The following is a 20,383-nucleotide window of genomic DNA, read 5'->3' as shown; positions in this document are numbered from 1 at the left end:
GAATTTAGTGCACAAAGTAAGCGTAAATTGTAAAATTTTACTTATATTTCTGGTTGCTTATCTGTTTGGATTTGCGGCTAGGATGCTCTGGGTATTGTGGGCAAAGGATATGCCAGAGTTTTACTTTAATGGCGAGTTTATGCTTACGACAAATGACGCATACTATTACGCAGAGGGTGCTAGAGACATGCTGGCTGGCTTTCATCAGCAAAATGACTTTAGCCCCTTTAATCACCCAATCTCAACTATAGTTTTTTATATTTGCAAAGTTTTTCCTTTTAAGATCGAAAGCGTGATGTTTTATATGAGTGCGCTTTTAGCTCCTCTTATCGCACTTCCAGTTATTTTGATATCAAATGAGCTTAAAGCGCTAAAAGCTGGGGCTGTGGCTGCATTTATGAGTGTTATCTTACCAAGCTATCTTTCAAGGACATCGCCTGGATATTTTGATAGTGACATGTTAAATGTCACATTTGCGCTTTTTATCATCTATTTTTTGATCAGGCTTTTAAACACAAATGAACAAAAATTTATCGTTTTGCCTGGAGTCTTTGTGTCGCTTTATCTTTGGTGGTATCAAAGCTCTTATGCACTTATTTTAAGCATTTTCTTTATGTTTTTACTATATACGCTAGTTTTTATGCGAGATAGATTGCAAAATTATCAAGCGATATTTTTTATGTTTATAAGCATCGTAAGCTCAAATGTTTTTACTAAAGATCCACTAATAGCAAATAAAATTTTTGTTTTTAATTTAGTGGTTATTGCTTTATTTTTCTCTCTTTTTTGTAAATATTTACTCTCAGCTAGAAATTTAGCCATTTTTCTTACTTTAATGCTAGCTATTTTTATCTATTTTGGCGGTTTTGATTTCATTACTTCAAAAATAGGTATTTATGTTTTTAAAAGCAATGAAATTCTTAGCGATAAATTTCACTTTATAAATGAGCATAATTTCATCAGTGAAGTAAAAAGTTCTAGCCCTTTGTATTTTATCTATTTCATGTCTGGCAATATCCTTATATTGATGGCAGCCATTGTTGGATACTTGCTACTATGCTTTAAATTTCGTCCATTTTTACTTACTTTGCCAATGCTTGGACTTGGACTCCTCTCTTTCTTTAGCGGAGTTAGATTTGTTATGTACGTAACACCACTTGTTGCGCTTGGTTTTGGGTATTTCTTGCATTTTTTTTTAAATTTATTTGATCTTAGAAAATCTATTAAAAATTTATCATTTTTAGTTTTTGCCGTAGCTGCTCTTGCTATAAATTTAGATTTTGCTTATTCATATAGGCCAAAGACTGTAATTAGCCGTGATGAAGCAGTAGCGCTTGATGGGCTCAAAAAGGTCACAAAGCGCGATGATTATGTATTTTCATGGTGGGATTACGGGTATGCTATAAGGTATTTTGCTGATGTTATGACTTTAAACGATCCTGGTAGACAAGGTGGCGAAAATAATTATTTTGTTAGCCTTGCTTTGAGAAAAGATGAGGCATTTTCGGCTAGACTTGCAAGAGTAGCAGTTGCCTATAATGACATCTCGCTTGAGCAAAATATAAGGCCAGTAGATAAAATTTTAAAAGACTACAACACAAGCGATATAAATACTTTTTTAAGTCAGCTTGAAAGCGAAAATTTCACTCTGCCAGCTGCAAAAAAAGATGTTTTTTACTATCTTATGCCAAATATGATTGACATCGCACCAAATATCTTTAGATATAGCTATATCGACATTACAACTGGTAAAAGACAAAAAGAGAATTTTTATCATGTTAGTACATTAAATGGCGTTAGCGAAGCTAGTATCGACCTTGGAGACGGCTATACTTTGCCTACAAATGATCAAAAATTTATCATACATAACGGTGAGAAAATAGCCGTAAAATCATTTTATAAGGTAAAAGGTACTGGAAGAGATTTGCGAATAGATGAAAAAATCATAGATGAAAACGCCAAAATTTATGTGGTTTTTTTAGAAGACTATGCGCGGATATTGTTGCTTGATGAAAATGTTTTTAACTCATCTTTTGTGCAGCTTTTTATATTTGAGCGAGCCGATGATAGATACTTTGAGCCATTTATTATTTCAAATGGTGTAAAAATTTATAGGTTAAAAATTTAATGCTAATCAATCTAATAAGCTCGATCGTCATTTTTGTCGTGTCAATGGGCATAAATTTCTTTCTTACGCCATTTATCTTAAAAAGCCTTGGCAACGAGGCATTTGGCTTTGTGGGCCTTAGCAACGCCATCGTTAGCTATGCCGCAGTCGTGAGTGTGGCTATAAACTCAGTGAGCGGCCGCTTCGTCGCTCATGCGTGGCACAAAAAAGATCTAAGCCTTACAAACACCTACTACTCATCAGTGCTTGTTGTAAATATCTTCTTTTGCGCCGTTGTCGTAGTGCTTAGCTCTGTTTTCATACTAAATTTGCAAAGCTTTTTAAACGTCCCTGAAAATTTACTCTTTGACGTGAGAATGACCCTTGTTTTTTACTTTATCAATTTCTGCGTTGGGCTATTTAACGGCGTTTTGACGGTTTGCGCCTTTGTGACAAATAAGCTCTACCTACTCTCCATCAGAAATGCCATCTCAAGTGCGATCCTAGCAGCCCTTATCGTCGCACTTTTTTACTTTTTTAAGCCATTTATCTCATACATCGCCATTTCAGCGCTAGTTGCTAGCCTTTTTGTCTTTTTTAGCACCATTTTTATGTCAGCTCGCATCACACCAGAGCTAAAATTTAGCCTTAGTAAATTTGACTTTTCAAAGATAAAAGAGCTTTTAAGCTCTGGCATTTGGAACAGCTTTAATGCGCTAAATCGCATACTTTTAACGGGCATGGACCTATTTATCTGTAACGTTTTCGTAAATGCAAACGCCACTGGCCTTCTTTCAGTCGCAAAAGCTGCTCCTATCATACTTGAGAGCTTTGTGGCGCAGCTTAGCAGTATCTTTGCGCCAAAATTTGTCGAGCTTTACTCTAAAAATTTGATCACAGACCTCATAAAAGAGGCTAAATTTTCAATGAAGGTGATTGCCTTTGTGATGAGCGCTCCAGCCGCATTTTTCGTCGTTTTTGGACTTGATTTTTACAAGCTTTGGTTGCCGTTTAAAAGTGCGGACGAGGTTAAATTTATCTACAACGTCTCGATGATCACGCTTGTGCCGATTGTATTTATCAGCTTTGTTTTTTCGCTTTTTAACCTTGATAGTGCGACAAACAAGCTTCGTCGACCAGCCATTGCCAACACCATTCTTGGCGTTAGCACGATCATAGCGCAGATCGCACTGCTTAAATTTAGTGACTACGGCGTTTATGGCATCGTCATCGTCGCAGCCATTTTTTATAGCATAAGAATTCTTGGCTTTGACCTTATAAATGCCGCCTTAAATTTAGAGGTAAAGCTCACCATGTTTTATGGGGTTTATTTTAAAAATTTAGCCGTTTTTGCACTCTGCGTGCTTGCGATGTTTGTCTGCAAGGATTTTGTGAGCCTAGATAACTGGCTAAAATTTGCTATCTTTGCTGTGATATACGCTGGTACAGCTTATGTTTTGGGATATTTTTTGTTTTTTAATGGCTTCGAGAGAGGCATAGTCTGGCGTAAAATTTTAAAAAAATTTAAAAGGTCTTAAATGGATGAAATTTACCTGATCTCTTTGGCAAAAGACACTAAAAGGCGAGAGCTTTTGCAGCAGAAATTTAGCTCTTATGATAGCTTTAATCTAATAGACGCAGTCGATGGCAGTGAGTTAAACGCTAGGGAATACTACAAGATCATTTCGCCATCATTTAAAGCTTACGGTAAGGTTTTAAGCCCAGCTGAGGTTGGCTGTTCGCTCTCGCATGTGAAAGCCTACGAGGCGTTTTTGGCGAGTGACGCCAAATTCGCCCTCATCTTTGAAGATGACGTGATTGGAGATGATGAGGCCATAAAAGAGGCCTTTTTAGCAGCTAGCAAGATACCTGAAAACAGCGTGCTGATATGTGGCATGCAAGATGGGCTGGAAGGTAGATTTAGCGCCTTTGGTAAAAAGGTGGATACTAGCCTAAGCAGGCCGCTTTGGCAGGTCTCAAAGCACTCATTTTCGAGCATTTATAGAGCAGGGGCTTATGTGCTAACTAAAAAAAGCGTTAAAAATTTGCTTGAAATTCATAAACGTGCGCTTTGTACGACCGATGTTTGGGACTATTTGCTAGGCGTTAATGATATGCAGATGTATTTTTGCGATCTCTTTTCGCATCCAACTGATCTAAGTGGCTCAAATATCGAAGGAGAACGCCTTGAGAGAGGATACAAGGCAAATTTAAAGGCCTATGTCAAGACAATTAAATTTATACTTTTTTCACGTCTTGAAAAGCTTCAAGGCTATGAGAGAATTTTTAAAAGGGGCTAAATGAGTGAGCCATTAATCAGCATCGTAACCGCAACTTATAAGCGTCCGGAGCTTTTACAAAAGGCCATAAAAAGCGCTTTAGCTCAAAGCTATAAAAACATAGAGATAGTTGTAACAGACGACGGCGATGACGAGAGTGCGAGTGAAATTTGTAATAGTTTTAACGACGCAAGGATCAAATTTGTAAAAAACAGCGCTCACAAAAAGAGCCCAAATGGCAACAAAAATAACGGCTTTGATAACGCAACAGGTGAGTTTGTCTGCTTGCTTGATGACGACGACGAGCTTTTGCCAGAGGCGATTGCCCAGTGCTATGAAATTTTAAAAAGTGGCGAGTATTCGTGCGTTTTTGCAGACGCTATCTGCGAAAAAGATGGCGTGATGACCGAAGTAATGGCTGGTAGAAGCCCGTATAACATGAGTGGGGCGATGAGCAAGGTTGATTATCACTGTGGGCGGATAAATGGCGAGTATTTTAAACTTTTTTCGCGTGAATTTATAGACGGCTTTAGATTTGATGAGAGCAGTTTTGGCGGCGAAAATGAGCTTTATATCCGCTTTTTTGAAAAAAATGTCTTTTATCTTAAAAAGCCACTTTACATCTACCGCATCGCAAGAAGCGATAGTGCGACGCTAAATGCCAGCAAACACCCGTTAAACGTTGCAAACGCCTACATCAAAACAGCAAATATGCACTATGACATCGCTATAAAAAATGAGCCAAAATTTCTAGCCATCCAGTATAAAAACGCCGCTTACTACGCCAAAATAGCAGGCGAATACGGCCTGATGCTAAGGTGTATCTTTAAAAGTCTTAGCATTAAATTTAGCAAAGAGGCATTTGTCTTTTTACTACTTAGCCCACTTCCAAGTGGCATTTTGCCAGCACTTTCAAAGCTTAGAGTAAAAATCAAACAAAGGTTTGGTGTATGAGGATATTATTTGTCACATCAACGCTTAGAAGTGGCGGTGCGGAGCGAGTTTGTGCGGTGATCGCATCAAGATTTAGCGTGGATCATGATGTAAGTCTTGTTAAATTCGACAAGGATGAGCCATTTTACGAGCTAGCAAGTGGCGTAAAGCTCATAAATTTAGGCGTTGGGGCTGATGAGCTTGGTTTTTTTGGAAATTTAAAAAAGAGAGTTTTAAAGGTGCTTGCCTTAAGAGCGCTCATAAGAGAGGGCAAATTTGACGCTGTGATATCCTTTTTAGACGCCGTAAATACCTTGGTGCTCTTTAGCTCAGCTGGGCTAAAAACGCCTATTATCATAAGCGAACACACAAACTATCTTGCGCCAAAAAGAGCCATTTTTAAGGTGCTAAGACGCCTTAGCTACCCATTTGCAAACGCACTTAGTGTCTTAAGCGACGAGGACCTAGGCTACTACTCGAAATTTTGCAAAAATGTGATGAAAATTTACAACCCACTCTTTGAAGAGGTGCCAAGTGAGAGCTTTGATAAAGAAAATTTAGTCATCTTTGTTGGCAGGCTAAATAAGATAAAAAACTGCGAAATGTTTGTAAGAGTGGCTGCAAGCTTAAAGCAAAGTGGCTATAAATTTGCTGTCGCTGGAGATGGCGGCGAGAGGGGAAATTTAGAAAATTTAGCTAAAAGTTTGGGCGCTGATGTAGAGTTTTTAGGCAATGTTAGCGACATCGCCTCGCTTTATAAAAGAGCAAAGGTGTTGCTCTCTTGCTCAAATTACGAGGGTCTTGGAAATACCTTGATAGAGGCTATAAACTATGACTGCGTGCGTGTTGCTACAAGAACTAGCGGGGCAAAAGAGCTTATAAAAGATAGTTTTGATGGCTTGCTTTGCGAGATAAATGACGCTGATCAGATGAGCGAAAAGCTTGCAAATTTGATCCAAAATGAGGCAAAAATGGGCGAATTTGTCAAAAACGCAAGAACTAGACTTGATGAGTTTAGCGTGGAGCAAATTTATAAAAAATGGCTGGAGCTTTTAAAGCTTGGAGGTGTAAAGTGAAAATTCTTTTTGTCATAGCCGCACTTAGAAATGGTGGAGCCGAGCGAGTGCTAAATGTGCTTGCAAACGAGCTTTGCAAAGATAATGAGATCACTATCGCCGTGCTTGAAGAGGATCTTGGGCTTTATAAATTTAGTGAGAAAATAAATATCATAAACCTTAGCGTCACTGGCTCAGGACTGGCTTTAAAATTTAAGAAAATCCTCGCCCTTAGAGCGCTTTTTAAGGAGCAAAGGGCTGATCTAATAATTAGCTTTATCGACTGGACAAACGTCGCTTGCGTGCTGGCAAATGCTGGGCTAAAGAGCAAACTAATAGCAACCGAGCATCACGAGCATAGCTACTTAAAAAGCAAAATTGCTAGCGCTATGCGTGATATTAGCTACCGCTTTGTAGATGGCCTAAGCGTGCTAAGCAAAAGCGACTACGACTACTATAAATTTGCCAAAAACCGCGAGGTCATCCACAACCCACTTTTTATCGACGTACCTGAAATTTGCGAGAAGCAAAACGTCATCTTAAGCGTGGCAAGGCTGGAGGCGGTAAAGGGCTATGATATCTATTTTGAGGCGCTTAGCAAGGTGGATAAGAGCTTGCTTGATGGCTGGGAGATAAAGATCGCAGGCAGTGGCAGGCAGGAAGCCGAGCTAAAGCAGATGGCGTCAAATTTAGGGCTTAACATCAAATTTTTAGGCCACATGAGTGATGTCACAAAGCTTTATAGTGAGGCAAAAATTTTTACTCTTTGCTCAAGAAGCGAGGGGCTTTCAAACGTGCTAATTGAATCAGGCGCTTTTAACTGCGCCAGGCTAAGTAGCGACACTGTGGGAGCAAGAGAGCTTATAAATGACGGCATTGACGGGCTTATCTTTAAAAATGGCGATGCAGATGATCTAAAAGAGAAGCTTGAGATGTTTTTAAAAGATGAAAATTTAAGGCAAAAACTAGCAAAAAACGCCAGCGAAAGTGCAAATTTATTTAGCAAAGAAAACATCATCAAACAGTGGCGAGAATTTGTAAAAAAGGTTGTTAGTAAGTGAAAAAATTAGCCGTTTTTTTATACTCGATGGGCCCTGGCGGGGCTGAGCGAAATGTTGCAAATTTACTGCCATTTTTGGTTAAAAGTTATGAAGTTCATCTCATATTAATGAGTAAGGTTATCGCCTATGAGATCCCAAGCGAGGTGCAAATTCACTTTATAGAAAATAGCGATCCTTATGAAAGCGGGCTAAAGAAGCTTGCAAGGCTCTTTTTGGCGATGCCAATGCTAGCGTTTAAGTATAAAAAGCTTTGTCAAAACTTAGGCGTCGACATGCAGTTTGTGCTGATGAATCGCCCATGTTATATTGCTGCAATAGCCAGAATTTTGGGCTTTAAAAAAAGGCTAGTTATCAGCGAGCGAAGCTGCCCGTCTATCTTATATAAAGATGATCCAAGCGGTCGAGTTAATAAATTTTTACTCACTCATCTTTATAAAAAAGCCGATCTCATCCTAGCAAATGCAGCTGGGAATAAAGAGGATCTGGTGAGAAATTTTGGCATGAGCGAGGTCAAAACAAAGGTGCTTTATAACGCCCTTGATCTAAAAACTATAAATTTATTAAAAAATGAGCCACTAGAGGGTGACTTTAAGCCATTTTTCATAAATATCGGCCGCCTTGATAGCGGTAAAAATCAAGCCATGCTAATAAAAATAATTGCCTCCATTAACGACTCTCGTGCAACGCTTGGCATTTTAGGGAAAGGGCCTTTAAAGGATGAGCTGCAAAATTTGATAGACAAGCTCAATGTCGGCGAGCGCGTAAAGCTTCTTGGTACTGATAAAAATCCATTTAAACATATAAAAAACGCCTCTTGCTTGCTTTGTGCTTCTAGGTTCGAAGGCTTTTCAAATGTCCTGCTTGAAGCACTAGCATGCGAAAAAACAATCATCTCAACCGAGCATAAAAGCGGCGCAAAGGAGCTTTTGGGCGAGAGCGAGTTTGGCATTTTGGTGCCAGTCGATGACGAAAATGCGATGAAAGAGGCGATGATAAAGGTGCTTAACGCGCCTGAGATAAGGCAAAATTTTGAAAATGTTGCGTATAATCGGGCTAAATTTTTTGATAGTGAAAATATAGCGAGGGAGCTTATAAAATTTTTGGAAAATCCTAATGAATAGAAATTTATTTTTTAAAAATTACTCTTTATACTTGATGATATTTGTCGCAGTCCTTTTTGGCATGGTTTGTAGGCTCTACTGGGTCTTTTGGGCGAGTGAATATCCGGTATTTTTCTGGAACAACGAGCTGATGATCAGCACAAACGACGGCTACGCATTTGCCGAGGGTGCAAGGGATATGATGGCTGGTTTTCACCAAGAAAACGACCTTAGCTACTACGGCTATCCACTCTCGACACTGACTTATTGGATCGTGAAATTTCTGGGTGTCAAGCTTGAGACGGCGATGATTTATATGAGTGTATTTTTCTCATCTCTTGTCGCTGTGCCAGTCATTTTGATCGCAAATGAGTATAAGCTAAAATTTGCTGGCTTCATCGCCGCACTTCTTGCAGTGATCGCAAATAGCTACTACAACCGCACGATGGCAGGATACTACGACACTGACATGCTCATCATCCCACTTAGCGTCTTTATCGTTTGGGGGCTTGTTAGAGTGCTTGAAAAAAAGGACGCAAAGAGCCTAATCATCGCACCTTTAAGCGCACTTATTTATATGTGGTGGTATGCGAGTGCCTTTTCGCTTATTAGCATTTTAACTGGGCTATTTTTACTTTACACGCTCGTTTTTGATAGAAAAAACCCACTTTTTTACCTTGAAATTTCTCTGCTTTTACTCGCCATCTCAAACCTTGATCTAACGCTTAAATTTATCGCTGTTATCGCTATTTACGCACTTTGCCTATTTAAAAAAGAGGTGATAAATTTAAAAATTGCTCTTGGCATTTTGGCAATTATCTTTGTCGTTTTTGTCATCCGTGGTGGGCTAAATCCGATAATCTTTCAACTTAAATTTTACGTCTTTAGAGACGCTCCTGAAGTTGGAGGCATGAGTTTTCACTTTTTTAATGTCAATCAAACCATCCAAGAGTCAAGCATCGTTGATTTTACGCTATTTTGCGAGAGGATCAGCGCAAATGTCATCACATTTTTGATCTCGCTTGCTGGCGTTGCTCTTTTTTGCTTTCAATACCGCTCATTTGCCGTCTCGCTTGGCATGCTTGCACTTGGCTTTTTAGCATTTAAAAGTGGACTTAGATTTACCATTTATGCTGTGCCTATCATGGCACTTGGCTTTGGCTACTTAGTGGAGTTTATACTTTCAAATTTAAAGCTAAAAGGAGCGGTGCTAAATCTCGCGAGAGCTTTTATAACCGTGCTTGCTCTTACTCCAGCTCTCATTCATATCTATGGTTACAAAGCTGAGCCGGTTTTTGTACACAAAGAGGTTGAAATTTTAAACAAGCTAAAAGGCATCGCAGGACGCGAGGACTACGTGGTTGCGTGGTGGGACTATGGATATCCGATTAGATATTACAGCGATGTTAAGACACTCATTGATGGTGGAAAGCACCTTGGGCGTGAAAATTTTGCCGTGAGTTTTGCACTTGGAAGTGATGAGATGAGCTCGGCAAATATTGCAAGGCTTGATGTCGAGTATACGGAGCGAAATTTCAAGGAGAGATTTAACGGCAATTTGGCTCAAATTTTAAAAGAGAGAAACGCAAGCATTGATCAGTTTTTTAGTGATATAAAAGAGGCAAATTTTAGCCTACCAGCAAAGAGCAGAGAGATATATTATTACCTGCCAGATAGGATGCTTAGTATTTTCCCGACCATTTTGCAGTTTAGTAAGATCGATCTAAAAAGCGGTAAAAATTTAAACAACGGACTTTTTATCGTCACAAGAGCGATCTCACAAAATGAACAAGGCATCAGGCTAAGCGGCGGATTTACACTATCAAGCGATGTCACAAATTTGATCTACGAAAACAATGTCTTGCCGCTAAGATCTTTCATAGAGACTGACTACGACGAGTCTGGCAAACTAAATGTCAAAGAGTATAAAAATAACGAACTCTCAAACATTTCTGTTATTTTTATGAGGGATTACGGTAGGTTTATCATCCTTGATGAGAGTATTTTAAGTAGCACTTATATACAGCTTTTCGTGCTAGAAAGATATGATCCAAAAATTTTTGAGCCAGTCATACTTGATGGGGCGGCAAAAGTTTACAAGTTAAAGAGGTAAAAATGGCAAGGATAGGGTTTTTAAGCCACGCTGATATGAGCATACACTTTTTTAGACGGCCCATTATGCAGGCTTTAAAAGATATGGGGCATGAAGTTTTTGCTATCGCTCCAAAAGGAAATTTTACTGACGAGCTTGCTAAAAGCTTTCACGCTGTTACCTACGAGCTTGACAAGGCGAGCCTAAATCCACTAACCGTTATAAATAACTCAAAAAAACTATCTCAAATTTTAGGTGAGCTAAATTTAGATCTGCTGCAAACTGGTGCTCACAAGTCAAATGTCTTTGGCACGTTTGCTGCCAAAAACGCTGGCATAAAGTACGTGATAAATTTGGTTGAAGGCCTTGGCAGTTTTTATATAGACGATGATATTAAGACAAAGGCCGTGCGTTTTGTTATGGAGAGCCTTTATAAAATTTCCTTTGCAAAAGCCGATGCTTGCGTGTTTGTAAACAACTCGGATGCTGATTATATGATTTCAAAAAATTTGATAGATAAAAGCAAGGTGTACCGCATAAAAAGTGTCGGCGTGGATACTGCTAAATTTGACCCAGCTATCACGCAGGCGGTTGACCTTGGCGAGAAAAAGGTCATTCTCATGATCGCAAGGGCGATGTGGCACAAGGGTGTTCGTGAATTTTATGAGGCAGCAGAAATTTTAAATGGCTACAAAAACTGCGAATTTGTCTTTGTTGGCGAGGGCTTTGCTGGCAATAAATCAACTGCAGACGAGAGCTTTTTAAAAGGTGGCAAAGTGCGATATCTTGGAGCTAGAAATGACATCCCACAGCTTTTAAAGGCCTCTTATCTGCTGGCACTTCCTAGCTACAAAGAGGGCTTTCCAAGAACGGTTTTAGAGGCGATGAGTATGGCAAAAGCAGTTGTCGCAAGTGATGTTACAGGCTGTAACGAGGCTGTAAAGGATGGCTACAACGGACTTTTATGTAAGGTAAAAGACGCAAACGACCTTGCTGGTAAGATAAAAATTTTGCTTGATGATGAGGAGCTTTGCGCTAGGCTTGGAGCAAATGGCAGGAGCTGGGTGGTGAGCGAGTTTGACGAGAAGCAAATCGCAAAAAGATATATAGAAATTTATAGGAAATTTATAGATGTATAGAAATTTTTTAAAAAGGGTGATTGATATTTTGGGGGCACTATTTTTACTCGTTTTAACATCGCCTATCATCATAGCAACGGCGATCTTTATCTATTTTAAGGTAAGCCGTGATGTCATTTTTACGCAGGAAAGACCAGGTTTTAATGAGAAAATTTTTAAAATTTATAAATTTAAGACGATGAGCGATGAGCGTGACGCAAATGGCGAGCTTTTGCCAGATGAGCAAAGGCTTGGTAGATTTGGCAAACTGATCCGCTCTCTTAGCCTTGATGAGCTACCACAGCTCTTTAATGTACTAAAAGGCGACATGAGCTTTATTGGACCAAGGCCGCTTTTGGTTGAATATCTACCCATCTATAACGAAACGCAAAAGCACCGCCACGACGTGCGTCCTGGTATCACGGGCCTAGCGCAGGTAAATGGCAGAAACGCCATAAGCTGGGAGAAAAAATTTGAATACGACGTCTATTACGCTAAAAATTTAAGCTTTATACTTGACGTAAAGATTGCCTTACAGACTATCGAAAAGGTACTAAAACGAAGTGACGTCAGCAAAGAGGGGCAGGCGACGACGGAGAAATTTAATGGCAAAAACTAAGAAAATTTACATCTACGGAGCGAGTGGGCATGGCCTTGTGGTCGCTGATATCGCTAGAAGCAACGGCTATGATGAGATAGTTTTTTTAGATGATGCTAGTGAGTTCAAATTTAGCCCAGAGCTCGAAAAAGCCGATATCATAATAGCTATTGGCGAAAACAAAATAAGGCAAAAGATCAGCCAAAAAGTAGAGGCTGCTGGCTTTGAGATAGTAAATTTGATCCATAAAAGCGCGGTTGTGAGCGAAAGTGCTGTGATAGAAAAAGGCGTAGTTGTCATGCCAAATGCTGTGATAAACGCAAAAGCTTGCATAAAAGAGGGCGCTATCATAAACTCTGGTGTGGTAATAGAGCATGAGTGTGTGATAGGTAAATTTGCTCACATCAGCCCAAATGCAGCCCTTGCTGGAAACGTTAGAGTGGGCGAATTTACGCATGTTGGCATAGGCTCAAGCGTCATTCAAGGTATAAGTATCGGCAGCAGCTGTATCATCGGCGCTGGAAGCGTCGTTGTTAGAGATATAAAAGATGGCACAAAGGCGTACGGAGTGCCAGCATGCGAGCGCGCTAAGATATAAAATTTAAAAATAAGTGCTAAAATCGCTAAAAAATCACGAAAGGTATGAACATGGATAGGGTTTTTTTATCTCCGCCAAACATGAGTGGAAAAGAGCAGGAATATATAAAAAAAGTTTTTGAAAGCAACTATATAGCGCCACTTGGTGAGTATGTAAATAAATTTGAAGAAAGTATAAAAAACTACACTGGAGCAAAAGATGCGCTAGCACTAAGCGCTGGAACGGCGGCGCTTCACCTAGCACTTCGTGTCCTTGGCGTGAAAGAGGGCGACTTTGTACTGGCTTCTAGCTTTACATTTATGGCTTCGGTCTCGCCTATACTTTACGAAAAAGCGACACCAGTCTTTATAGATAGCGATGAGAGCTGGAATTTAAGCCCAGAGCTACTTAAAAAAGCGATATCAAATTTACCTAAAAAGCCAAAGGCGTTAGTCGTTACTCATCTTTACGGCCAAGCTTCAAAGATGAAAGAAATTTGCGAAATTTGCCAAAACGAGGGTATCGCTTTGGTCGAGGACGCAGCTGAGGCACTTGGTGGGTTTTACGCTGGCAAGGCACTTGGAACGTTTGGTGTGATGGGTGCATATAGTTTTAATGGCAACAAGATCATCACCACTTCAGGTGGCGGTATGCTAGTTGGAGATAGCGAATTTGTCGAAAAAGCTAGATTTTACAGCACGCAAGCAAGAGAGCCGCTACTTCACTACGAGCACAAAGAGTATGGCTACAACTACCGTTTAAGCAACGTTCTAGGCGCTATTGGCGTGGCACAGATGGAAGTTTTAGAAAAAAGAGTCGAGCAAAAGAGAAAAGTATTTGAAATTTATGAAAAAGAGCTTGGCAGTATTTTAGAATTTATGCCAGAGCTAGCAAATTCTCGTGGCAACAGATGGCTCACAACTGGCGTTTTTGCTAAAAAAGACGCACATTTAAAGGTGATAAAAGCTCTAGCTGATGAGAATATCGAGAGCCGTCCACTTTGGAAGCCTATGCATATACAGCCTGTATTTAAGGGCGCGCTAAGCTTTGTTGATGGTTGTAGCGAAGATCTATTTTCAAGAGGAATTTGCTTGCCAAGCGGTAGTGATATGAGCGAGGAAACGCAAGTAAGAGTGATCAAACTAGTCAAGGAAAACGCCTAAATGTTTCATGCAACAAAGTTAAAAAGGCTTATATTTTTCCTTACTGGCGATGTTTTTATATCTGCGTTTTCGATATATGCGGCTTATCTTTTGAGATTTAACGCAAATATCCCAGATATCTACGTTCAGGGCCTTTTTGTAACGGCTGGATTTTTGATTATTTTTAAGCTATTTTTTCTATGGATGTTTAAAATTTACAAGGTGCCATGGAGATTTTTTGGGCTAAATGAAGCTCGCAAAATTTTCTTAGCTCACGTTTGCTCAGCGGTTTTGTTTACGATCATATTTTTCATAATACAAGACTTCTTTAATCCATACCCAAGAAGCGTTATTTTCATTGATCTTCTAATTTCATGCCTGCTTATTGGACTTTTGAGAATTTCAAAGCGCATGGTGCTTGACTTTTCAAACAAACCTCACAAAGGCGAGCCATGCGTGGTCATCGGCGCTACCTCAAAGGCACTTCACGTTTTGCGTGGCTTAAAACAGGGTTATCTTGATTATTATGCAGTTGGCGTGGTAGATGGCAGGAGTGATCTTGTGGGCACTTATTGTGATGGATTTTTGGTGCAAGATAAAAAAGAGATACCAAATTTGATAAAAGATTACGATGTAAAGACCGCTATTATCGCACTTGCACTTGATCAAGATGGGCTTCAAGCCTTAGTCGATGAACTAACGGGATACGGCATAAGAGATATGAAACTATTTTCGCTTATCGAAAACGAGCCGATCAAGGATATCTCGATCGAAGACTTACTAGCCAGAAAGCCAAAAGACCTAAATCCAGAGGCTATCTCAAATTTTTTAAAAGACAAAAAAGTGCTTGTTACTGGAGCTGGTGGTAGCATAGGAAGCGAAATTTGTAAGCAGTGCTTAAAATTTGGAGTGAGCGAGCTTGTAATGGTTGAGCACAGTGAGTTTAACCTTTATAAAATAGGCGAAGATACAAAAGATAAAAGGACTATCAGTAAGCTTGTAAACATCACAAATTTAAAGGATTTTGAAGAAGTTTTTGCTGACTTTAAACCTGAGATTGTTATCCATGCTGCAGCATATAAGCACGTGCCACTTTGTGAGCTAAACCCTCGCTCGGCTGTCGAAAATAATATCCTTGGCACAAAAAATGCTGTCGATCTTTCAAAAAAATATGGCGTTAAAAAATTTGTTATGATCTCATCAGACAAGGCCGTACGCCCAACAAATATAATGGGAACAACTAAGCGTGTTTGTGAGCTTTATGCTTTAAATTCAAATGAAGCTGGCGTGTGTGAGATAGTTTGCGTGCGCTTTGGAAATGTCCTTGGTTCAAGTGGTTCTGTTATACCGAAATTTAAAGCACAAATCGCTGTAAACAAGCCACTAAGTGTTACTCACCCAGAGATTACAAGATATTTTATGCTCACATCTGAGGCGTGTCAGCTGGTACTTCAAGCTGCCTCTATTGCAGAAGGTGGCGAGCTTTTTGTGCTTGATATGGGCGAGCCAATCAAGATCGTTGATCTTGCTAAAAAGATGCTTCTGCTTTCAAACAAAGAGCATCTGGGTATCGAATTTGTAGGGCTTAGACCTGGCGAGAAGCTTTATGAGGAGCTGCTTATCAACAAAGATGACGTTCAAACTAAGTATGAATCGATCTTTGTGACGCACTCACAGCCATACGACCTAACTCTTTTAAATTCACAGATAAATGGGCTTTTGCAGCTTGAAGATGACGAGGTAGCACCTGCTCTTAAGGTGATCGTACCTGAGTTTAATCATGCACTAAATCTAAAAGGCTAATTAGAGGCAAAGAACAATGATAGCGATAATTGACTATGGAGCTGGAAACATCAAAAGCGTGATAAATGCTTTTGATTTTCTTGACAAAAAATGTGCCTTAGTAAGTAAGCCTGAAAATTTAAAGGAGTATTCGCACATTGTTTTGCCAGGCGTTGGAGCTTTTGGTGAGGCGATGACAAAGCTAAAAAATAACGGCATGGATGAAGCAATAAAAGAGGCTGTAAAAAGTGGCAAAGCTTTTATTGGCATTTGTCTTGGTATGCAGCTTTTATTTGAGCGAAGCTTCGAGTTTGGCGAGCATGAGGGACTCTCTCTTTTGCCTGGCGAGGTCGTAAAATTTAATGAAGCTAATTTCGATAAACCATTAAAGATACCTCACATTGGCTGGAACGCTTTGGAATTTAAGCAAAATAGCCCATTAAATTTAGGACTAAAAGAGCTTGAGTATTTATATTTTGTACATAGCTATCATGTGGTTTGTGATGATAAATTTGCACTGGCAAAGACGACTTATGGATATGAATTTACAAGTGCGGTTTGGCATGAAAATATATTTGGCTTTCAGCCTCATCCAGAAAAAAGTCATGAAGCTGGACTTAAAATTTTAGAGAATTTTGCGAGGTTATGATGGAAATTTTTCCAGCTATTGATTTAAAAGAGGGACAAGCAGTTAGACTTAGCAAAGGTCTTATGCAAAGTGCAAAAATTTATAGCAACGAGCCAAGTGAACTTGCTAAGAAATTTGAAGATTATGGCGCAAAATGGCTTCATGTGGTTGATTTAGACGGTGCATTTGCTGGAGAGACGATAAATTTTAAAACAATTGAAAAAATTACAAAGGCTACAAATTTAAGCGTCCAAGTGGGTGGCGGCATAAGAGATGAAGAGCGAATAAAGCGCTATTTGGACCTTGGAGTTAGCAGGGTGATCCTTGGCTCAGTTGCCCTTCGTGATCCAGAATTTACAGCAAAAATGGCTGGAATTTACAGAGTCGTAGTTGGCATAGATGCCAAAGATGGCTATGTGGCAGTGCAAGGCTGGGGCGAGGTTTCAAACATAAAAGCAGTCGATCTTGCGAAAAAATTTGCAGATGTGGGTGTAGAAGCTGTGATTTGCACCGATATTAACAAAGATGGAATGCTTGGCGGAGTCAATGTTGAGTTTAGCTTGCAAATAGCTAGAAATAGCAAGCTTGAGACAATAGCAAGTGGTGGCGTGAGTGATATAAATGATATTTTGATGCTAAAAGCTACAAATGAGATTAGTGGCGTAATAGTTGGGAAAGCCTACTATGAAGGGTTGCTTGACCTAAAAGAGGCCTTTAAACTACTTAGATATCGTTAAAGCTTTTATAAATTTAAATTAGCTAGAATAGGGCAATTTTTACTAAAAGGATATTATGTGAAGATTTTGGTTGTAGATGACAGTTCAACAATGAGAAGAATCATAAAAAATACTTTGCAAAGGTTAGGACATCAAGAAATTCTTGAGGCTGAGCACGGTCTTGAGGCCTGGAATATCTTAACTCAAAATGAGGGTATCGAAGTTCTTATCACTGACTGGAATATGCCTGAGATGAACGGTCTTGAGCTTGTTAAAAAGGTAAGAGCTGAGCAAAAGTATGTTGATATGCCTATCATAATGGTAACAACAGAGGGCGGAAAAGCCGAAGTTATAACGGCTTTAAAAGCAGGTGTTAATAACTACATCGTTAAACCTTTTACACCACAAGTTTTAAAAGAGAAGCTTGAAGACGTTCTTGGTTAATGAAAGATAAATTTTACGAATTAAGCATAAAAACATCAAATTTTTATGATGAAATTTTAGAGCTAGTTTTCTCTTTTGGAGTTACCTGTGTTGAAGAGCTAGATCACGAGATCATTGTCAGGGAAGAGTATGATCTAAAAGATATAGCTTGGGGTATCGAAGAGTATGCAAAAGGGCTCTCTAGTGTTCGTAAAATTTCAAATGATTTAAAAATTTCTCTTAATTTAAAAGAAAATAAAGACTGGCTAGGTGAATATAAAAAGGCAGTTAAGCCTATTTTGGTTGATAAAATTTATGTTAGACCTAGCTGGGAAGAGCCACTTAATGGCGTAACAAATATCATAATCGACCCAGCTCTAGCCTTTGGCTCAGGGCACCATGAAAGCACAAATTCTTGCTTGCAGCTTTTACAAAAATATGCAAAAAGTGGCAATACTACTTTAGACGTGGGCTGTGGAAGTGGAATTTTAAGTATTGTCTTGGCAAAGCTTGGCTGCAAGATTGATGCTTGTGATACAGACGAGCAAGCCACACAAAGCTCACTTAGCAACGCCGAGTTGAATGAGGTTAAATTTAATAAAATTTGGACAGGTTCTATCGCAAATTTAGAGCAAAAATATGATATTGTCGTAGCAAATATCATTGCTGATGTCATTTTTATGCTCTCAAATGACTTAAAAAAATCGCTTAAAAAAGGCGGCTACTTGGTATTGTCAGGAATTTTAAACAAATACGAAGATAGGATTAAAGATACGTTTAAGGATTTGGAGCTAATTGAGATAAAACAAAGTAACGATTGGAGTAGCTTTGTTTATAAGGAAATAGATGAATAACCAAAATAATAACCAAAATAATGGCAACAATAACGGTTTTTTTAATAAAAATCCTATTTTCATTTTTGCCATTTTTGCAATAGTTATAGTTTTAGCTTTTAGAAGCTTTAGTGGAGACGGACTTGGTGGCTCTTTTGGGCTAAATAGTAATGCCCAGAGTAAAATGGTAGCTTATTCTGAGTTTAAAGATATGTTAAAAAATAAGCAGCTAAATGAGGTTGCTATCTCGGAGACTACCATAAAAGGCATAGGCAGTGACAAAACTATCTATCTTGCAAAGCGCATAAATGATCCAACGCTCATTGGCATACTTGAGCAAAATGGTATAACTTACAGCGTTTATAGCGAAAATAACTGGTTTGGAGATCTTATATTTTCATGGATAATCCCAGTATTTATATTTTTTGCTATTTGGATGTTTATTGCTAGTCGTATGCAAAAGAATATTGGCGGTGGCATACTTGGTATAGGAAGTGCAAAAAAGCTTATAAATTCTGAAAAGCCAAAAGTAAAATTTGATGATGTTGCAGGTGTCGAAGAGGCAAAAGAAGAGGTTCAAGAGATAGTTGATTATCTAAAAAGTCCTGATAAATATCTAAGACTTGGGGCAAAAATTCCAAAAGGAATTTTGCTAGTTGGCCCTCCGGGCACAGGCAAAACGCTTCTTGCAAGAGCAGTTGCAGGCGAGGCTAGTGTGCCATTTTTCTCTATGTCAGCATCAAGCTTTATAGAGATGTTTGTCGGTGTTGGCGCAAGTAGGGTTAGAGATCTTTTTGAAAATGCTAAAAAAGAGGCTCCAGCGATCGTTTTTATAGATGAGATCGATGCGATCGGTAAAAGTAGAAATTCTGGTCCGATGGGCGGCAATGACGAGAGAGAGCAGACGCTAAATCAGCTTCTTTCTGAGATGGATGGTTTTGATGCGGACAAGTCGCCAGTCATTGTTATAGCTGCTACAAATAGACCTGAAGTTTTGGATGCTGCGCTTTTAAGGCCAGGTAGATTTGATAGGCAAGTGCTTGTTGATAAGCCTGATTTTAAAGGACGCTGCGACATTTTAAAAGTTCACATGAAAGATGTAAAGATCGGTAAGGATGTAAATATCGAAGATATCGCAAGGCTTACAACCGGCTTAGCTGGCGCTGATCTTGAAAACATCATAAATGAGGCCGCTCTTCTTGCAGGACGTAAGTCAAAGACCTTTGTTGAGCAGGCTGATCTTGTGGAGGCTGTTGAGAGATCGATCGCTGGACTTGAGAAAAAGTCTCGCCGCGTAAATCCAAAAGAAAAAAGAATCGTCACTTATCATGAGTGTGGTCATGCCTTGATAGCTGAGCTAACAAAAGGTGCAAAAAGGGTAACAAAAGTCTCAGTCGTACCACGTGGTCTTGCGGCACTTGGCTATACTCTAAACACGCCTGAAGAGAATAAATTTATGATGCAAAAGCATGAGTTGATAGCAGAAGTAGATGTACTTTTGGCTGGTAGAGCAGCTGAAGAGGTGTTTATTAAAGAAATTTCAACCGGAGCTAGCAACGACCTAGAGCGTGCGACTGATATCATAAAAGCTATGGTTAGTATGTATGGTATGAGCGATGTTGCCGGTCTTATGGTGCTTGAAAAGCAACGTGCGACATTTTTAAATGGTGGTCAAAGTATCAAAGATTACAGTGATAAGATGGCTGAGAAGGTTGATGAGTTTGTAAAAACGCTTCTTCATGAAAGATACACAGCTGTGCTTGGTTTGCTTGAAATTTATAAAGGCGCTATTGAAAATATGGTATCAGCACTTTATGAAGAAGAAACAATCGAAGGAAAAAGAGTTAGAGAGATCATTAAAAACTATGAGATCGAAAATAGTCTAGAGAGCAGACTTGTAGAGACCGAAGAAGACGAAAAGAGTAAAAAAGAGGAATAA

The 20,383-nt window shown here is 39.2% G+C and carries 18 protein-coding genes; all 18 read left to right on the top strand.

The annotated features are described in order from the left end of the window. Positions 1-7: 7 nt before the first annotated feature. From CCON33237_RS07450 to ftsH, 18 genes are read left to right on the top strand one after another with little or no spacing between them, the layout of a single operon-like run. A complete protein-coding gene (locus CCON33237_RS07450; protein WP_054197056.1) occupies positions 8-2,128 on the top strand; it encodes an STT3 domain-containing protein in 2,121 nt (706 codons plus the stop codon). Further along, positions 2,128-3,645: an MATE family efflux transporter gene (locus CCON33237_RS07445; protein ID WP_054197055.1), complete on the top strand. Its 1,518-nt coding sequence runs from the start codon at positions 2,128-2,130 to the stop codon at positions 3,643-3,645. Before CCON33237_RS07450 ends, CCON33237_RS07445 begins: the two co-directional genes overlap by 1 nt. Beyond that, the gene (locus tag CCON33237_RS07440) at positions 3,646-4,407 is read left to right on the top strand and encodes a glycosyltransferase family 25 protein (protein WP_054197054.1); all 762 of its coding nucleotides are present in this window, start codon (positions 3,646-3,648) and stop codon (positions 4,405-4,407) included. It abuts the gene before it with no gap. Next, on the top strand, positions 4,408-5,340 hold the full coding sequence (locus tag CCON33237_RS07435) for a glycosyltransferase family 2 protein (protein WP_054197053.1): 933 nt from the start codon (positions 4,408-4,410) through the stop codon (positions 5,338-5,340). Beyond that, a complete protein-coding gene (locus CCON33237_RS07430; protein ID WP_054197052.1) occupies positions 5,337-6,395 on the top strand; it encodes a glycosyltransferase in 1,059 nt (352 codons plus the stop codon). Before CCON33237_RS07435 ends, CCON33237_RS07430 begins: the two co-directional genes overlap by 4 nt. Further along, the gene (locus CCON33237_RS07425) at positions 6,392-7,435 is read left to right on the top strand and encodes a glycosyltransferase (RefSeq protein WP_054197051.1); all 1,044 of its coding nucleotides are present in this window, start codon (positions 6,392-6,394) and stop codon (positions 7,433-7,435) included. Before CCON33237_RS07430 ends, CCON33237_RS07425 begins: the two co-directional genes overlap by 4 nt. Continuing rightward, the gene (gene pglJ, locus CCON33237_RS07420; RefSeq protein WP_054197050.1) at positions 7,432-8,556 is read left to right on the top strand and encodes an N-acetylgalactosamine-N,N'-diacetylbacillosaminyl-diphospho-undecaprenol 4-alpha-N-acetylgalactosaminyltransferase; all 1,125 of its coding nucleotides are present in this window, start codon (positions 7,432-7,434) and stop codon (positions 8,554-8,556) included. The genes CCON33237_RS07425 and pglJ overlap by 4 nt, the downstream gene beginning before the upstream one ends. Continuing rightward, a complete protein-coding gene (locus CCON33237_RS07415) occupies positions 8,549-10,648 on the top strand; it encodes an STT3 domain-containing protein (RefSeq protein WP_054197049.1) in 2,100 nt (699 codons plus the stop codon). Before pglJ ends, CCON33237_RS07415 begins: the two co-directional genes overlap by 8 nt. Before the next feature lie 2 nt (positions 10,649-10,650). After that, positions 10,651-11,766, top strand: a complete 1,116-nt coding sequence (gene pglA / locus CCON33237_RS07410) for a N,N'-diacetylbacillosaminyl-diphospho-undecaprenol alpha-1,3-N-acetylgalactosaminyltransferase (protein ID WP_054197048.1) — start codon at positions 10,651-10,653, stop codon at positions 11,764-11,766. Beyond that, positions 11,759-12,364, top strand: coding sequence for an undecaprenyl phosphate N,N'-diacetylbacillosamine 1-phosphate transferase (gene pglC, locus CCON33237_RS07405; RefSeq protein WP_054197047.1), 606 nt, complete (start codon positions 11,759-11,761; stop codon positions 12,362-12,364). The genes pglA and pglC overlap by 8 nt, the downstream gene beginning before the upstream one ends. Next, a complete protein-coding gene (gene pglD / locus CCON33237_RS07400; RefSeq protein ID WP_054197046.1) occupies positions 12,351-12,941 on the top strand; it encodes a UDP-N-acetylbacillosamine N-acetyltransferase in 591 nt (196 codons plus the stop codon). Before pglC ends, pglD begins: the two co-directional genes overlap by 14 nt. Before the next feature lie 50 nt (positions 12,942-12,991). After that, positions 12,992-14,083, top strand: coding sequence for a UDP-N-acetylbacillosamine transaminase (gene pglE, locus CCON33237_RS07395; RefSeq protein WP_054197045.1), 1,092 nt, complete (start codon positions 12,992-12,994; stop codon positions 14,081-14,083). Beyond that, on the top strand, positions 14,084-15,865 hold the full coding sequence (gene pglF, locus CCON33237_RS07390; protein WP_054197044.1) for a UDP-N-acetylglucosamine 4,6-dehydratase (configuration-retaining): 1,782 nt from the start codon (positions 14,084-14,086) through the stop codon (positions 15,863-15,865). A gap of 16 nt (positions 15,866-15,881) precedes the next feature. After that, entirely contained in the window at positions 15,882-16,493 is a 612-nt protein-coding gene (hisH, locus tag CCON33237_RS07385; RefSeq protein ID WP_054197043.1) for an imidazole glycerol phosphate synthase subunit HisH, read from the top strand. Next, positions 16,493-17,209: a 1-(5-phosphoribosyl)-5-[(5-phosphoribosylamino)methylideneamino]imidazole-4-carboxamide isomerase gene (hisA, locus tag CCON33237_RS07380; protein WP_054197042.1), complete on the top strand. Its 717-nt coding sequence runs from the start codon at positions 16,493-16,495 to the stop codon at positions 17,207-17,209. The genes hisH and hisA overlap by 1 nt, the downstream gene beginning before the upstream one ends. A gap of 57 nt (positions 17,210-17,266) precedes the next feature. Further along, positions 17,267-17,632 (top strand): chemotaxis response regulator CheY, encoded by a 366-nt coding sequence (locus CCON33237_RS07375; RefSeq protein WP_002939933.1) that lies wholly within the window; start codon positions 17,267-17,269, stop codon positions 17,630-17,632. Continuing rightward, positions 17,632-18,465 carry a 50S ribosomal protein L11 methyltransferase gene (locus CCON33237_RS07370; RefSeq protein WP_054197041.1) on the top strand — a complete coding sequence of 278 codons (834 nt, stop codon included), beginning with the start codon at positions 17,632-17,634 and terminating at the stop codon, positions 18,463-18,465. Before CCON33237_RS07375 ends, CCON33237_RS07370 begins: the two co-directional genes overlap by 1 nt. Beyond that, positions 18,458-20,383: an ATP-dependent zinc metalloprotease FtsH gene (ftsH, locus tag CCON33237_RS07365; protein WP_021091790.1), complete on the top strand. Its 1,926-nt coding sequence runs from the start codon at positions 18,458-18,460 to the stop codon at positions 20,381-20,383. Before CCON33237_RS07370 ends, ftsH begins: the two co-directional genes overlap by 8 nt.

This window comes from Campylobacter concisus, assembly GCF_001298465.1.
In the GTDB taxonomy this organism is placed as follows: Bacteria; Campylobacterota; Campylobacteria; order Campylobacterales; family Campylobacteraceae; genus Campylobacter_A; species Campylobacter_A concisus.
The sequence above is the reverse complement of the archived record's forward strand: the minus strand, read 5'-3'. Positions and strand labels throughout refer to the sequence as shown.

Excerpts from the sequence above, each read along its gene's own strand:
- CCON33237_RS07440 (WP_054197054.1), top strand. The coding sequence starts at position 3,646 with ATGGATGAAATTTACCTGATCTCTTTGGCAAAAGACACTAAAAGGCGA.
- hisA (WP_054197042.1), top strand. The coding sequence starts at position 16,493 with ATGGAAATTTTTCCAGCTATTGATTTAAAAGAGGGACAAGCAGTTAGA.
- pglC (WP_054197047.1), top strand. The coding sequence starts at position 11,759 with ATGTATAGAAATTTTTTAAAAAGGGTGATTGATATTTTGGGGGCACTA.
- CCON33237_RS07435 (WP_054197053.1), top strand. The coding sequence starts at position 4,408 with ATGAGTGAGCCATTAATCAGCATCGTAACCGCAACTTATAAGCGTCCG.
- hisH (WP_054197043.1), top strand. The coding sequence starts at position 15,882 with ATGATAGCGATAATTGACTATGGAGCTGGAAACATCAAAAGCGTGATA.
- pglD (WP_054197046.1), top strand. The coding sequence starts at position 12,351 with ATGGCAAAAACTAAGAAAATTTACATCTACGGAGCGAGTGGGCATGGC.
- pglE (WP_054197045.1), top strand. The coding sequence starts at position 12,992 with ATGGATAGGGTTTTTTTATCTCCGCCAAACATGAGTGGAAAAGAGCAG.
- CCON33237_RS07415 (WP_054197049.1), top strand. The coding sequence starts at position 8,549 with ATGAATAGAAATTTATTTTTTAAAAATTACTCTTTATACTTGATGATA.
- CCON33237_RS07430 (WP_054197052.1), top strand. The coding sequence starts at position 5,337 with ATGAGGATATTATTTGTCACATCAACGCTTAGAAGTGGCGGTGCGGAG.
- ftsH (WP_021091790.1), top strand. The coding sequence starts at position 18,458 with ATGAATAACCAAAATAATAACCAAAATAATGGCAACAATAACGGTTTT.
- CCON33237_RS07445 (WP_054197055.1), top strand. The coding sequence starts at position 2,128 with ATGCTAATCAATCTAATAAGCTCGATCGTCATTTTTGTCGTGTCAATG.
- pglA (WP_054197048.1), top strand. The coding sequence starts at position 10,651 with ATGGCAAGGATAGGGTTTTTAAGCCACGCTGATATGAGCATACACTTT.
- pglF (WP_054197044.1), top strand. The coding sequence starts at position 14,084 with ATGTTTCATGCAACAAAGTTAAAAAGGCTTATATTTTTCCTTACTGGC.
- CCON33237_RS07370 (WP_054197041.1), top strand. The coding sequence starts at position 17,632 with ATGAAAGATAAATTTTACGAATTAAGCATAAAAACATCAAATTTTTAT.